The 14,845-nt window shown below is 65.3% G+C and carries 15 protein-coding genes; 1 reads left to right on the forward strand and 14 read right to left on the reverse strand.

The features are described 5' to 3' along the window. Nucleotides 1–23: 23 nt before the first annotated feature. The 9 genes from LB557_RS13850 to rsfS form a co-directional block, all read right to left on the reverse strand. Nucleotides 24–566 (reverse strand): nucleoside-diphosphate kinase, encoded by a 543-nt coding sequence (locus LB557_RS13850; RefSeq protein WP_140790032.1) that lies wholly within the window; start codon nucleotides 564–566, stop codon nucleotides 24–26. Nucleotides 567–580: 14 nt separating this feature from the next. Then, entirely contained in the window at nucleotides 581–1,003 is a 423-nt protein-coding gene (rnk, locus tag LB557_RS13855; protein ID WP_140662585.1) for a nucleoside diphosphate kinase regulator, read from the reverse strand. Between the two features lie 272 nt (nucleotides 1,004–1,275). Beyond that, nucleotides 1,276–2,415: an alanine racemase gene (gene alr, locus LB557_RS13860; RefSeq protein ID WP_140662584.1), complete on the reverse strand. Its 1,140-nt coding sequence runs from the start codon at nucleotides 2,413–2,415 to the stop codon at nucleotides 1,276–1,278. Nucleotides 2,416–2,512: 97 nt separating this feature from the next. After that, nucleotides 2,513–3,034 (reverse strand): RNA pyrophosphohydrolase, encoded by a 522-nt coding sequence (locus tag LB557_RS13865; protein ID WP_140662582.1) that lies wholly within the window; start codon nucleotides 3,032–3,034, stop codon nucleotides 2,513–2,515. Between the two features lie 45 nt (nucleotides 3,035–3,079). Next, nucleotides 3,080–4,252, reverse strand: a complete 1,173-nt coding sequence (locus tag LB557_RS13870) for a divergent polysaccharide deacetylase family protein (RefSeq protein WP_224642141.1) — start codon at nucleotides 4,250–4,252, stop codon at nucleotides 3,080–3,082. A gap of 182 nt (nucleotides 4,253–4,434) precedes the next feature. Beyond that, nucleotides 4,435–5,766, reverse strand: coding sequence for a S41 family peptidase (locus LB557_RS13875; protein ID WP_015315201.1), 1,332 nt, complete (start codon nucleotides 5,764–5,766; stop codon nucleotides 4,435–4,437). 1 nt (nucleotide 5,767) lies between these two features. Beyond that, entirely contained in the window at nucleotides 5,768–7,117 is a 1,350-nt protein-coding gene (locus tag LB557_RS13880) for a murein hydrolase activator EnvC family protein (protein ID WP_224642139.1), read from the reverse strand. A gap of 157 nt (nucleotides 7,118–7,274) precedes the next feature. After that, nucleotides 7,275–7,757, reverse strand: a complete 483-nt coding sequence (gene rlmH / locus LB557_RS13885; protein WP_224642137.1) for a 23S rRNA (pseudouridine(1915)-N(3))-methyltransferase RlmH — start codon at nucleotides 7,755–7,757, stop codon at nucleotides 7,275–7,277. Nucleotides 7,758–7,784: 27 nt separating this feature from the next. After that, complete coding sequence (gene rsfS / locus LB557_RS13890; protein WP_015315198.1) at nucleotides 7,785–8,162, reverse strand: ribosome silencing factor; 378 nt, start codon at nucleotides 8,160–8,162, stop codon at nucleotides 7,785–7,787. 242 nt (nucleotides 8,163–8,404) lie between these two features. On the opposite strand from rsfS, the gene LB557_RS13895 reads away from it, so the two are divergent. Beyond that, nucleotides 8,405–9,256, forward strand: coding sequence for a mechanosensitive ion channel family protein (locus tag LB557_RS13895; RefSeq protein ID WP_224642134.1), 852 nt, complete (start codon nucleotides 8,405–8,407; stop codon nucleotides 9,254–9,256). Here the strand turns inward: LB557_RS13895 and LB557_RS13900 are convergent, their stop codons facing one another. The 5 genes from LB557_RS13900 to obgE all read right to left on the reverse strand — a co-directional run bounded on the left by LB557_RS13900 (nucleotide 9,257) and on the right by obgE (nucleotide 14,749). Next, a complete protein-coding gene (locus tag LB557_RS13900) occupies nucleotides 9,257–10,555 on the reverse strand; it encodes an MFS transporter (protein ID WP_015315196.1) in 1,299 nt (432 codons plus the stop codon). Nucleotides 10,556–10,626: 71 nt separating this feature from the next. Further along, nucleotides 10,627–11,214, reverse strand: a complete 588-nt coding sequence (locus tag LB557_RS13905; protein WP_411909941.1) for a nicotinate-nucleotide adenylyltransferase — start codon at nucleotides 11,212–11,214, stop codon at nucleotides 10,627–10,629. A 72-nt stretch (nucleotides 11,215–11,286) separates the two neighbouring features. Beyond that, the gene (locus tag LB557_RS13910; RefSeq protein ID WP_224642132.1) at nucleotides 11,287–12,573 is read right to left on the reverse strand and encodes a glutamate-5-semialdehyde dehydrogenase; all 1,287 of its coding nucleotides are present in this window, start codon (nucleotides 12,571–12,573) and stop codon (nucleotides 11,287–11,289) included. Between the two features lie 3 nt (nucleotides 12,574–12,576). Then, entirely contained in the window at nucleotides 12,577–13,713 is a 1,137-nt protein-coding gene (proB, locus tag LB557_RS13915) for a glutamate 5-kinase (RefSeq protein WP_224642129.1), read from the reverse strand. A gap of 4 nt (nucleotides 13,714–13,717) precedes the next feature. Further along, the gene (gene obgE, locus LB557_RS13920; protein WP_140616594.1) at nucleotides 13,718–14,749 is read right to left on the reverse strand and encodes a GTPase ObgE; all 1,032 of its coding nucleotides are present in this window, start codon (nucleotides 14,747–14,749) and stop codon (nucleotides 13,718–13,720) included. Nucleotides 14,750–14,845 lie beyond the last annotated feature (96 nt).

Genomic DNA, 14,845 nt, shown 5'->3' on the forward strand with positions numbered 1-14,845 from the left:
CGAGACCACGCGCTGTTGCCCATTCACGCCGCCGAGGGACCGGGGTCGTCGTCTTCTGTCTGCCGCATTCCGGCCGTCTCGCCAAGAGGCCTCCAATCGGCTGCGGCACTGTAGACGAGCCTGAGCCCGTGCGGTCGCTGCGCGTCAGCCTGGTGTTTCTGCCTGACCGTGCGCCGGGCAGCCTCCGGCTGGTAAAGCACGGCCCGGATCAGGATCGACTCCCGCCGGCCGTCGGCGTGTTCGACCATTGCAGTCTGGCCTTGCGCCATGCCAAGCATGCAGAGCCCGCGCCTCGTTGCGACCGACAGGCTGGAGCCGACCGGCCCGCGCACCTCGTGCTGCACCAGGGTTCGCGTCTCCGCGGGACCGGTATCGACGCCGAACACTACCCTGCTGTTCAGCGTGACGATGTCGGGGCCGACCGAATCGATCGGCACGACATCGGCGCGTGAAAGCTTGTGTTCGAGCATGCGCACGATCGGATCCGCGAATGCCCGCCGGCGCTCCAGCATGACTTCGAGAACGGCAAAGTCCTTCGTCGTCAGGCAGCAATTCGTGCTCGTCATCACCGCCTCCGCCATCAAGCTCGTTGCGGGCCGGAAGCCGGCGTATCGACGGCTTCGACGGTCACGGACAGTTCCCGACCACCACGACCGTTCCAGCAAACCGCCTGCCCAACGCTCGCGCCGATGAGCGCGGTTCCCATCGGCGTCAGCACCGAGATCCGGTTCTCGGCTATGTCGGCCTCGCCCGGGTAGACCAGCATGATGCGCTGGGTGTCCCCGCTTTCGCCGCGCACCATAACCGTCGAGCCCATTCGCACCACACCGGCCGGCATCGCCGCCGCGTTCGTGACGACGGCCCGGTCCATTTCCGAAAGCAGCTCCTCGGCCGTCTCGGGCGCGCGATCGAGCAACGCCCTCGCCAGGCCGGTCAGCCTGTCATGGTCGGCTTCGCTGATCAGAATATGGCTGTTTGGACGCAGTTCTTTTGCATGTTGCATGGCAAACCTCATGGGATCGGCGCATCGAACGGATGCGCGCCTGCCGCCGCACTGGCGGCGGCGTGATGAAAGGCCGGCAGCCGCGAAGGGCTGTTCGGCTTGCGCTTGTGGATGTATGGATGCCCCGGTACGGACGGACGCCAGAAGGCGGCCGCGCCGGGGCTACGATCCCGCGATCGGGCAGACCCTGAACAAGGTTGTGCTATAAGCGAGGTTGCTCATGCGCCGAACCTTGCCGACAGGCGTCCGCTTGTCAAGCGCGGCCAAACCGCTCAGCCGCCAACATAGCGCCGGTGAAACCGCGTTCCGAAGCTGGCCAGGATTTCGTAGCCGATCGTGCCGGCATGGCCGGCGGCATCGTCGACGCTCTGTGAAGGGCCGAGCAGTTCGACGAGATCCCCTTCGCGGAGCCTGCCGGGCGGCAAGGCCGAGATGTCGAGAATGATCGAATCCATCGACACGCGTCCGAGGAAGGGCAGGCGCGCGCCCTCGAACCAGGCGGCCGACGCGGACCGGCGCAGCCAGCCATCCGCGTAGCCGAACGAGATCGTCGCCAGGCTGAGCGGCCCTTCCGCGTGGTAGGTGTGGCCATAGCCGATGCCGGTGCCCTTTTCGACGCCGCGCGTCTGCGCCACCTTGGCCTGCAGCCGCACCACGGGCAGCATCGGGTTGGGTTCGGCAGGCGTCGGATTGATGCCGTAGAGCGCGGCGCCAGGGCGGGCGAGATCATAATGGTAGGACGGTCCCAGAAAGATGCCGGAGGAATTGGCGAGCGAGGCGGGCGCCCCGGGCAGCATGGCACGCAACCGCTCGAAGGCCCGCCGCTGCTGTTCGTTGGCGGGATGGTGCGGCTCGTCGGCGCAGGCCAGGTGGCTCATTACATACCTGATGGCGATGCCATCGAACGCGGCGGTGTCGCCGGCCATGGCTTCGACTTCGGGCGGCGCCATGCCAAGTCGCGACATGCCGCTGTCGACCTGGATCGCGGCCGGAAGTCTTTGGCCAACGCGATGTGCCGCCGCGCGCCAGGCTCTCAACTGTGCGCCACTGTTGATGACCGCGCAGAGACCAGACGCGACCGCTTCCCCCTCGGAGCCTGGCGGCAGACCGTTCAGCACATAGATCTCGGGTCCTGCCCCGATCGCCTTGCGGAGCGCGATTCCTTCGGCCAGCAGAGCGACGAAGAAGATGTCGCAGCCTTCTTTCATCAGCGTCGATGCCACTTGGCTCGCACCCAGACCGTAGCCGTCGGCCTTGACCACGCCCGCGCAGCGCACGCCGCCCAGCCGCGCCTTCAGTCGCCGGTAATTTTCACGGATCGCGCCAAGATCGATGGTGAGGATGGCCCCGGCAGCAGCCTCGCTCGGGGCGTCGGCTTCCTCGGACAGTGATCTTTTGGGGGCGTCGTACATGGCGGCCCTTCTTGTGACGGACAGACATCAAATCAATAAGGCGGTCGAACCGGCGCGGCAACCGCGGGCGTTTGAACCGCGGCCGGAGCCCGTCCAGCTATGGCACAAGGTGACGGAACGCCCCCACCACCTCTTCATAGACCTTGCGCTTGAACGGCACGATCAGGTCGGGCAGGTCTTGCATCGGCCGCCATGACCATTTGTCGAATTCGGCTGTGTGGCCGCCCGGCGGCGGATTGATCTGGATCTCGCTGGCATCGCCATGGAAGCGGAAGGCGTACCATTTCTGCGTCTGGCCGCGATACCGCCCCTTGAAGGCGATACCGACCAGATGGTCCGGCAGGTCATAGTTGATCCAGTCCGGCGCTTCTGCCAACAGCGAGACGCTGCGCATGCCGGTCTCCTCGTAGAGCTCGCGCTCGGCGGCCTGCAACGGCTCCTCGCCCTTGTCGATGCCGCCTTGCGGCATCTGCCAGAGCTGCGTCGTGCCGGCGAACTCGCTGTCGGGTTCGGCAATGCGATGCCCGACCCAGACCAGCCCCTCGCCATTGAGGATCATCAGCCCGACACAGGGTCGGTAGGGCAGCGTTTCGCGGTCGACTTTTTTCGTCTGCGGCATCACTCAGTCTCTCCAGTCGCCTTCCGAAGGCCTTGGCTAACCCTTTTACGGATCGACGGCCACCGCTGAAATCGGCACGATCTCGATGCCGCGCTTCTTGGCCTCGGCCACCCATGACGAGACCGTGTCGACCGTCAGGTCGAAAGCCGAGCCGATGCCGACGGCCGTGCCTTTGGCACGCGCGGTCGCTTCGAGACTGTCGAGCTTCTTCAGGATGGCGCCGCGATCCTGCACCGCATCGATCGCCGTGTCGCCGGCGACGAAAGGGACGCCATTCCTCAGCGCCATGTCCGGAGCCAAGCTGCGCGCCGACGAGCCGTCGTCGATATAGGCGAGGCCCCTTTTGCCAAGTTCGGCCATGAACGGCTCCATCGCCGCGGAGTCGGCGGAAAACCGCGCGCCCATATAGTTCATGACACCGGTATAGTTCGTCGTCCGCGACAGCGCCCAGTGCAGATTCTTCAGGTTTTCTTCCGCGCTCGCCGCCACCGTCAGCGTGTTGCGGCCGGGGTTGACTTTGGGATAGTCGAACGGCTCGAGCGGCACCTGCATGACGATTTCGTGGCCGCTCTGCCTTGCAGCCTGCATCCAGCGGCCGATGCTGTTGCCCTGTGGCGCGAAGGCCAGCGTCACTTCCGCCGGCAGCTTGGCGATCGCCGCCTGGGTACCAGTCTGTGAAACCGCGAGCCCGCCGATGATGATCGCCACACGCGCGCCACGCGTGCCGGACCATGGCCGCGCATAGACGTCGAACGGTCGCCTTCCGTCGGCGGAGCGCATCGGCAAGGGCCCGGTTTCACTGGTTTCGATCAGCGCCTTGTCGGGAATATGCGCGATCTTGAGGTTCTGGCCGACGGTCGATGGATCGCGAATGACGATTGCCGCCTTTGGCGGGCCATCGCCTTCTTCGGTCTGCACATGAATGATCTGCGGACCGCCCGTCTTGGCCGGCATCTCCACCTTTGGCGTCGCCGCCGGGGCCAATGCGGGAGGCGACGCGGCGGGCTCGGCCGCCGCAGTCACTTTCGGCGTCGAGACGGCGACTTCCTGCGGCTTTCGAAACGGCTTTTCCCTGAACGCGATCGCGGCCGAGACGCCGACCACGGCAAGCACGATCGCGCTCGCCGCGATCACACCGACGCTGATCTTGCCGGCGCCGCGAGGCGCTCGGACGGCCTGTCCAAGCGGGCGTTCGATGTCCTTGCCGATATCAGCCAAGCCCTGTCCCCGATGCAAGGTTCCGAAGGCGACCTCCTTCGGCAACACATGCACGAATTCATCAATCCTGGCGCCTGGGCGCCATATCTGGAGGCCTGGTCCTGCCCCCCGAATCAAACTGCCGGAACCTTTCGGTCCCGGCAGCATCGCATTGCTTCGTTCAACCGGCCAGACCGGTTGCCTTACTGGTTGAGCACGGCCTTTTCCGGATTGGGCGGGAAGGCCGGATCGGTCTTCTGGCCGCGCAGCAGCTGCTCGGCATAGATGAGCTGCAGGTCGTCCTTCGGATCCGGCGGCACATAGGCCGCGGAACCCGAGCCGGTCTTGCTCTCGTCGGCGCCCTTGATATGGCCCTTGAGATCGGATTCGCCGCGCGTCAGGTCCCTGCCCTGCAGTTCGGGCGGCAGGGGCTGGTCGACCTTGATGTCGGGCGTGATGCCCTTGCCCTGGATCGATTTGCCCGATGGCGTGTAATAGAGCGCCGTCGTCAGCCTGAGCGCGCCATTCTCGCCGAGCGGGATGATGGTCTGGACCGAGCCCTTGCCGAAGGACTGCGTGCCGACCACCGTGACGCGGCGCAGGTCCTGCAGCGCGCCGGCGACGATTTCCGAAGCGCTGGCCGAGCCGCCATTGACGAGCACGATCATCGGCTTGCCGTTGATATCGTCGGTCTGCTTGGGCTTGGCGTCGAAGCGGGTGACGTCCTTTGGATCGCGTCCGCGCGTCGAGACGATCTCGCCGCGCTTGAGGAAGGCGTCCGACACGCTCACCGCCTGGTCGAGCAGGCCACCCGGATTGAGGCGCAGGTCGAGCACATAGCCCTTCAGCTTGTCGTCCGGCACCTGCTTCTTGATGGTCTCGATAGCGTTCTCGAGGTCGTCATAGGTCTTTTCGGTAAAGGAGGTGATCTTCATGTAGCCGATATCGTTCTCGACCCGGAACTTGACCGCCTTGACCTTGATGATGTCGCGCACCACAGTCAGCTCGATCGGCTTGTCGGCGCCCTGGCGCAGGATGGTCAGCTTGATCGGCGTGTTGACCAGGCCTCGCATCTTGTCGACCGCGTCGTTGAGCGTCAGGCCGCGAACCTCCTCGCCGTCGATCTTGGCGATATAGTCGCCGGCCAGCACGCCAGCCTTGGCGGCCGGCGTGTCGTCGATCGGCGTGATCACCTTGACCAGGTCGTTCTCCATGGTGACCTCGATGCCGAGCCCGCCGAACTCGCCCTTGGTCTGCACGCGCATGTCCTGCGCCTGTTCGGCGTTCATGTAGGAGGAGTGCGGGTCGAGCGAGGAAAGCATGCCGTTAATGGCGTTCTCGACCAGCGACTTGTCGTCGGGCGGGGTCACATACTGCGCCCGCACCCGCTCGAAGATGTCGCCGAAGATCGCCAGTTGCTTGTAGGTCTCCGATCCCGCAGCGTTCGCCGCCGAGCCGGGTGCGCCATAGACAAGGCTCATGGCGGACGCGCCCATCAGCGCACCGGCAAACAGAAGCGACAGTTTCCGCATCATTTCACGTCCTTCCAGAAAAACGGTCCGCCCACCATGGGGCCGGATCGACGGGTTTTCCATCCTTGCGGAACTCGACATAGAGCTCCGGCGTGGCATTTCCATTCTTCGAAACCGAGGTGCTTGCCACCCGGGCTTCTCCCATCGCGCCGACCGGCTCTCCTGCAAGCACCGACTGGCCAGTCGCGACGCTGATTCTGCTCATCCCAGCCAAGACGACATGATAACCGTCGCCGGCATTGAGGATCAAGAGTTGACCGTAGGAGCGAAACGGCCCCGCATAAAGCACATTCCCATCCGCCGGCGCGGTAACGATGGCTCCCGATTGTGTCGCAACCATGTCCCCAAGCATCAAGGCGCCGTTACCGTCGTCGGCGCCAAACCTGAGTTTGATGCGGCCGGTGACCGGCAGGGCGACCTGCCCTTGCAGCGCCGAGAAAGGCGCCGCGGCGGTCAACCTGTTGCCTTCGGGGACCGGCAGCGATGCCGTCTGGTCGCCACCGGGGTCGGTGCCGCCGGCCTGGCCAGCGGCGGCTGCCTTTGCGGCGTCCGCGGCCTTGCGGTTCTTGTCCGCCTGCGCTTCGAGCGAGGCGATCAGATCCTTCAGGCTGCTGGCTCTGGCCGCCAATTGCTCGGAACGCTGCTGTTCGGCCGCCATCTGCGCCTTGGTGTCGGTCTCGAGCTTCTGCTTGGCTTCGAGCAGCATGCCGAGCCGCTTCTTTTCCGCCGTCTGATCGCCGACCGCCGCCGTCAGCCGCGCCCGTTCGGCTTCGATCGAAGCCGTCACCCGGGTCTGCTCCTTGAGATCGGCCAGCAGGCTGTCGGTCTGCTGGCGCAGTTCCGGCACCACGGCGCCGAGCAGGATGGCGCTGCGCACCGACGACAGCGCATCTTCCGGCTTGACCAGGATCGCCGGGGGCGGGTTGAGCCCCATGCGCTGCAGGGCGCCCAGCACTTCGGCCAGCACGTCGCGCCGCGCCGCCAGCGAAGTACGGATCTTCTGTTGCTGGCCCTTCAGCCCTTCCAGCTTGGCGCCGATGTCCTCGATGTCCTGGCCGAGCTTCTGCTCGGTCATCGCCGACTGGATGAGTGCCGCGGTGATCGAGGCGTGGTCCTTCTTGACCGTTGCGATATCGGCGGCGAGCTTGGCCAGCCGTTCGGACGACAGCGTTATTTCCTTCGAAACCTGCTCGTATTCGGCACGGCTCTGGTCCGGATCGGGCGCCATGTCGAGCGTGTTTTCGGCCCGCACCGCATGCAACGACAGAAGCGCCGCCACCGCCGCGACACCGCAGCGCATGCGCCAGGAGCCTCCCGTCGATGGGCCCGTCGTCGATTTCCAGCCTTCAGACATTCGCGATCGATTCTATCCGCGCCTTCGTTAACGAATCATCAACCATGTTAGCGCCTGTCGCCCAAAGGGTTCGCAATAACGCAATGCAACGGAAAAACAGGCCCACGTCGAATCTTGCGCGGCATTTGGGGCCAAATTCGGTGCGATCCGGCGGCTTTCAGGACCTGTGGTAGGGATGACCCGACAGGATCGTCGCCACCCTGTAGAGTTGTTCACCCAGCATCACCCGCACCAGCTGATGCGGCCAGGTGAGCGCCCCGAACGACATCACCAGCTCGGCCTGGCCGCGCAGCGACGGATCGTGGCCGTCGGCGCCACCAATGGCGAGGACCAGCGCCTTGCGTCCGCCGTCGCGCAACTGTCCCAGACGGCCGGCGAAATCCTGTGAAGACAGGCTCTTGCCTCGCTCGTCGAGCAGGATGAGGGCCGTGCCTGGCTGCAGCTGTGCCTGCAGCCGCGAACCCTCGTCGCGCTGGCGCTCGGTGGCGCTCTGCGCGCGGCCCTCGACGATCTCGGTGATCCCGGCGAATTCGAGCCCCACGCCGGGGCCGCTCTTGGCGAACCGCTCGAAATAGCGGTCGGCCAACTCCCGCTCGGGGCCGGCTTTCATGCGGCCCACGGCATGAACTGAAATCTTCATCCCGCCTCTATAAGCCCCGCGAAGGGCTTAGTGGAGGGTCTCTTCCTCGAGATCCGGCGCCTGCCACATCTTTTCGAGATTGTAGAATTCGCGGACTTCGGGGCGGAAGACATGGACGATGATATCGCCAGAATCGATCAGGACCCAGTCGGCGCCTGACAGTCCCTCGACGCGCGCGGTGCCGAGACCGGCATCCTTGAGCGCCTTGAGGAGATGGTCGGCGACAGCCGCGACATGACGGTGCGATCGGCCCGACGCAACGACCATGTAGTCGCCGAGGCTCGATTTTCCCTGAATGTCGATTGAGACAATGTTTTCGGCCTTGGAGTCTTCCAGACTGGCAAGGACTGTCTTGATGGCACGGGACACGGCGTCGTCTACGCTGATCCTGGCCGGCGAAGGCACGATGTCGGCCTTCTTCCGCAGTGCTGTTCTCAGTGTATTTCCTTTCGCAGCAAGAACAACCAAATCACCCCTTAAAGCAGGTGACACCACTTAGATAGGCAGAGTTCCGTTGCAGTTTCAAGACGGAGCCCCGATGGACGCGAACTCGCCGAGTGGAATGTTGTTCCACAGGTGACGCAAAAACATCGGAACCCAGGCCTTCTACAGCGGTTACCGGCTGACCGACCAACCGGAATCCCGCCATGCCGATCGACCCGCAAAACACCCTTCTCACCGTCCAGACCGGCCTCGCGCAGCTGAGTACGCTGATCGTCTCCTATTCCTTTTCCGCCATCGGCGCCGTCATCCTCCTGGTGGTCGGCTACATCGTTGCCAACCTTGCCGAGCGCTCGATCTCGGCTGGCCTCGGCCATATCCATGGTTTCGACGCGACGCTGCGGCATTTCTTTTCAAAGATCGCGCGCTACGCCATTCTGATCCTCGTCGTCATCATGGTGCTCGGCCAGTTCGGCGTGCAGACTGCATCGATCATCGCCGCGATCGGCGCCATCGGCCTCGCCATCGGTCTCGCCCTGCAAGGCACGCTGCAGAACATCGCCGCCGGCATCATGCTGCTCGCGTTGCGGCCATTCCGCATTGGCGAATCGGTCGAGGTCGGTTCCATTGCCGGCTCGGTCGAGGAAATCGGCCTTTTCGCCACCAAGCTCAGGACCGCCGACGGCATCTACATATTGGCGCCGAATTCGACGCTGTGGAACCAGCCGGTGCGCAATTTCACCCGCAACGGCGTGCGCCGCACCGACATCACGCTCAGCATCGGCTCCTGGAACGACATAGACGGCGCCCAGAAGACATTGCTTGCCATTGCCGGTGCCGAGAAGCGCATCCGCCGCGAACCGGCGCCGATCGCCTTCGTGGCCGGGCTCGGCGATACGACCGTTTCGCTCACCTTGCGCTACTGGACCGCGGCGGCGGACCATTTCGCCACCCAGATCGACATGACGAAACGCGCCAAGCAGGTCTTCGACAGCGAAGGCATCTCGATCCCGCAGCCGCCTCCGGAAGCATCGCCACCCGAGGCCCGCAAGCAGTAATCAGTCGCCCCTGTGGCGGACCACTTCGTCCGGCGCGAAGGCGAGTTCGACCGGCAAGGGTGCTTGCGCCGACATCGGCGCGAAACTGCCCGTGGCGGCCGCCGGGACGCGGCCCGCCGCGATCACCCGCCACAGCACGAAAAGGCAGAATACCGAGGCGATGACGATGCCGACATAGATGAAGGTTGCCGTGCCGAAGACGGCGGAAAGCGCCGTGACGATGCCCGGCACGATGAAGCCGGCGAGCGACCAGGCAAACAGCATCGAGCTCGACAGCGCCAGCAGTTCATCCTTCCTGGCGCGGTCGGCGGCATGCGCGCTGGAGAGCGCGTAGATCGATTCCGCCGCCCCGTCCCAGATCAGATAGATCACCACCAGCACCATCAGCGCACCGCCGTCGAAGGCGATGGCGAGCACGCTGGCAACGACCGCCAGCGCCGCGGCGCCGGCAAGCACGTAGCGCCGATCAGTACGGTCGGAGAGCCAGCCGAGCGGTATCTGCAGGATCAGCGTGCCGACCGGCATTGCCGACAGCAGCAGCGCAACATCGGCTTGGCTGTAGCCCTTGGCCGTGGCGTGGATGGGGGCGAAGCCGGAAATGATCATCGACAGGCCGCCGACCGCCAGCATGCCGGCGACGCCGACCGGCGAAATCCGCCAGGCTTGGCGCAGCGCCACCGAAGCCGCCTGCGGCGCCGGCGGCTGGGCAAGGCGTGTCATGCCGACGGGCAGGATCGACAGAGCGGTAAAGGCGATGCCGATCAGTGAGGCGGCCGCCGTGTGGATGTCGATCACGGCAAGCGTCGCATAACCAACGCCAAGACCGGCAATGTAGGCGACGTAGAACACGGCCATCACCCGGCCGCGTACGGCGTTCGGCAGCGCGTCGTTGAGCCAGCTCTGCGCGACGATGAACAGGCCGCATATGGCAAAGCCGTAAAGCGCGCGCGCCACGATCCACAGCAGCGGGTGCGGTCCAGCGCCGATGGCGGCATTGGACAGCGCGATCAGCGCCGACAGCACCATGAAGGCGCGGGCGTGGCCGACCCGGCGCACCAGCGGACCGGTCAGGATACAGCCGGCGAGGCCGCCGGCCGACAGGCCGGTGACGATCAGCCCTGCCCAGACCGGATCGAACCCTTCGACGCCGAGCCGGACGGGGATATAGGCGAACATCAGCCCGTTGCCGATGGCAATCAGCGCCATCGACACGATGACACTGGCAATCGCGATCAGCGGCGCAGGCGTGCTGCCCTGGTCGGGATCGATCGTGGGATGGGTTTTCTTGTGAATCGCCATGGCTGGTCAGCATCGCCCATGGGTCGGGCGGACGCCGCTGTAAAAACGACATGGCCGGATGGACGAGACGCTCAACCCTTCGCCATTTTCCGGATCGCGCTCGACGACAGCGAGGAACGCGGACCGTGGATGAAGGTCCAGGCCGGCGCCTTCATCCGCGCAAGCCTTGGCGCGTCGCCTTCGTCGATGCGGGCGTAATCGAAGGTCTTGGCGACAACCGACGATAGAAAGGACAGTGTCGCGCCGGGTCGGTCGATGACCGCGATCGGAAAGGTCATGACGATCTCGCGCCAGCGCTGCCAGCGATGGAAATCCCGCAGGGAATCGGCGCCCATGATCCAGACGAAGTCGACGCCGGGATTGCGTGCCTTGACCAGCGCCAGCGTGTCGGCGGTGTAGCGCACATTGTGTGCCGCCTCGAAGGCGGTGACCTTGATCTTCGGGTTCTTGGCGATCTTCTCGGAAAGCGCGATGCGCTCGCCCAGCGGCGCCAGTTCGCGCGTGCTCTTCAGCGGATTGCCTGGGGTCACCATCCACCAAAGCTGGTCCAGCGCCAGACGCCGCAAAGCGATTTCGGCGACCAGCGCGTGGCCGGCATGCGGCGGGTTGAACGAACCGCCGAACAGTCCGACGGCCAGCCCCTTCTCGGCATGCGGCATCTTCAGATAGCTGGAGGGTGTCGCCGGTTCGGAAGAGGCCAGCATCGCTTCAGGCTCTGGCGATCAAAAGCTTCAAGGCCTCACCTGTCCCGACCCGCGCACGCGATATTTGAACGAGGTCAACTGCTCGACGCCGACCGGCCCGCGCGCGTGCATCTTGCCGGTGGCGATGCCGATCTCGGCGCCCATGCCGAACTCGCCGCCATCGGCGAACTGCGTCGAGGCGTTGTGCAGCAGGATCGCCGAATCGATCTCGTTGAAGAACCGTTCGACCGCCTTCGCGTCCTCGGCGACGATCGCCTCGGTATGATGCGAGGAGAAGGTTTCGATGTGATCGATCGCACCAGCGATCCCGTCGACCAGCTTCACCGCGATGATCGCATCGAGATATTCGGTCACCCAGTCGGCGTCGGTCGCCGGCTTGGCGTCGAAGAACATTTTCATCACTTCTTGATCGGCATGGATCTCGCAGCCGGCGGCGCGCAGCGCGTCGAGGATCGGCACCAGATGGGTGGCCGCGACAGCACGGTCGACCAGCAGCGTTTCGGCGGCACCGCAGACGCCGGTGCGCCGCATCTTGGCGTTGACGGCGATCCGCACCGCCATGTCGAGCTCGGCGGAGCGGTCGATATAGAGATGGCAGATGCCTTCGAGATGGGCGAAGACCGGCACCCGCGCCTCGCTCTGCACCCGCCCGACCAGGCTTTTGCCGCCGCGCGGAATGATGACGTCGAGATTGCCGCCAAGCCCCTTGAGCATCTCGCCGACCGCGGCGCGGTCGGTGGTCGGCACCAGCTGGATGGCATCCCCGGGCAGACCGGCCGCCTTCAGTCCCTCGACCAGGCAGGCATGGATCGCCGAGGAGGAATTGAGTGAATCCGAGCCGCCGCGCAAGATGACCGGATTGCCGGCCTTGAGGCAGAGAGCGCCGGCATCCGCCGTCACGTTCGGCCGGCTTTCATAGATGACGCCGACGACACCGAGCGGCGTACGTACGCGCTCTATGCGCAGACCGTTCGGCCGCTCCCACGCGGCGATGACATCACCGACCGGATCGGGCAGGGCAGCGATTTCGCGAATACCGTCCGCCATGGCGCGGATGCGTGCCGGATCGAGCTTCAGCCGATCCATGAAAGAGCCGGAAAGTCCGGATTCGTGGCCATTCGAGACATCGATGGCGTTGGCGTCGAGAATGTCCCGCTCGCGGGAAATGATCGCGTCGGCCATGGCGCCAAGCGCGGCGTTCTTGGCGCCGGCGGTGGCGATGGCCAGCGGTCGGGCGGCAGCGCGGGCGCGCCGCCCGATATCGGCCATCAGCGCCACGGTGTCGTCCCCGGATCTTTCATGCAGCTTCAGCATGGCTCATCCTTCGCTTATGTCGCTTCCGGCGTGACTTACGACGAGATCGTCGCGGTGGATCATCGCCGAACGCGCCTCGTAACCGAGCACGGTCTCGATCTCGGCCGTCTTCAGGCCTGCGATCCTTACGGCATCGGCGGCATCGTAGGCAACCAGCCCGCGCGCGATCTCGCGGCCTTCGGGCGACAGGATCGCCACCGTGTCGCCGCGGGAGAAATTGCCGCTGACCAGCTTGACGCCGGCCGGCAGCAGCGACTTGCCCGAAATGAGCGCGCCGATGGCGCCGGCATCGACGGTCAGCCGCCCGGCCGGTTCGAGCTGGCCGGCGATCCAGGTCTTGTAGCCTTTCACGGGATTGGCGCTGGGCTTGAAGAACGTCGCGCGCTCGCCGCGCTCGATCGCCATCAGCGGCGACAGCCTTGTGCCGGAGGTGATGATCATCGCCGTGCCCGCCGCATTGGCGATCTTGCCCGCATCGAGCTTGGTACGCATGCCGCCGCGCGACAGCTCGGACGCGGCGGCTCCCGCCATCGCTTCGATGTCTGGTGTGATGCGATCGACCACCGGAATGAACTTTGCACCGGGGTCCAACGCTGGCGGCGCGGTGTAGAGCCCGTCAATGTCGGAGAGCAGCACCAGCAGGTCCGCGCCCATCATGGTGGCGACGCGGGCCGCCAGCCGGTCATTGTCGCCATAGCGGATTTCGGAGGTCGCCACCGTGTCGTTCTCGTTGATGACCGGCACCGCCTTCATCTTGAGCAGCGTCGATATGGTGGCCCGCGCGTTGAGATAACGCCGGCGCTCCTCGGTATCGCCGAGCGTCAAAAGGATCTGGCCCGATTTCAAGGCACCCTTGCCGAGCGCGTCAGACCATGCGCCGGCGAGCGCGATCTGCCCGACGGCGGCGGCGGCCTGGCTCTCCTCGAGCTTCAGGGCGCGCTTGCCAAGGCCAAGAATGGTGCGGCCGAGCGCGATGGCGCCCGACGACACGACGAGGATTTCGGCTCCTCCCTGGGCAAGCACCGCGATGTCGTCGGCGAGCGAGGCCAGCCAGTCGCGCTTCAGGCCGCTCGCGCGATCGACGAGCAATGCCGAGCCGATCTTGACGGTGATGCGCCGGTATTTCCTGAGCGGCTGCATGACCTTACTTTTCCCAGCGCGACTCGACCGGCGCGACGATCCGCGCACGCGCCTCCGCGATGACAGCCATCAACGCGCGCTGCACCGCCTCGACGCCCTCGCCGGTGACCGCCGACAGCAGCATCGGCGCGCGGCCGGCGGCACGCTTCAGCGAAGCAACCTTCTTCTTGCGCGCGTCTGCGTCGAGCGTGTCGACCTGGCTCAGCGCCAGGATCTCGGCCTTGTCGGTCAAGCCGTGGCCATAGGCCTCGAGCTCGGCCCGCACGGTCTTGTAGGCCTTGCCCGGGTTCTCTTCCTGCGCGGAGACCAGGTGCAGCAGCACGCGCGTGCGCTCGACATGGCCGAGGAAGCGGTCGCCGATGCCGACGCCTTCATGCGCGCCTTCGATCAGACCTGGAATGTCGGCGATGACGAATTCGCGCGCATCGATGCGGGCGACACCGAGGCCCGGATGCAGGGTCGTGAACGGATAGTCGGCGATCTTCGGCTTGGCCGCGGTGACGGCGGCAAGGAATGTCGACTTGCCGGCATTCGGCAGCCCGACCAGCCCGGCGTCGGCGATCAGCTTCAGCCTGAGCCAGATATTGAGTTCTTCGCCGGGAAGGCCGGGATTGGCGCGGCGCGGCGCCTGGTTGGTCGAGGTCTTGAAATGCTGGTTGCCGAAGCCGCCATTGCCGCCCTTGGCCAGGAGGAAGCGCTGGCCGACGACGGTCAGGTCGCAGATCAGCGTCTCATTGTCCTCTTCGAAGACCTGCGTTCCGGCCGGCACCTTCAGCGTGACATCGGCGCCCTTGGCGCCGGTCATGTTGCGGCCCATGCCGTGGACTCCGGTCTTGGCCTTGAAATGCTGCTGATAGCGATAGTCGATCAGCGTGTTCAGCCCGTCGACCGCTTCCAGCCAGACATCGCCGCCGCGGCCGCCATCGCCGCCATCCGGGCCACCGAACTCGATGAACTTCTCGCGCCGGAACGACACCGAACCGGCGCCCCCGTCACCGGAGCGGACATAGACCTTGGCTTGATCGAGAAATTTCATGGGACTGCAGTTTCTTTTATTGGCCTTGCGGCATTGCTCTAAACCTTGGGCCTTGCTCTAAACCAAGGCGCGGCGAAGGGCGAGGCCGTTTTGTGA

The sequence above is a fragment of the Mesorhizobium sp. BR115XR7A genome (assembly GCF_020165315.1).
GTDB lineage: Bacteria > Pseudomonadota > Alphaproteobacteria > Rhizobiales > Rhizobiaceae > Mesorhizobium > Mesorhizobium australicum.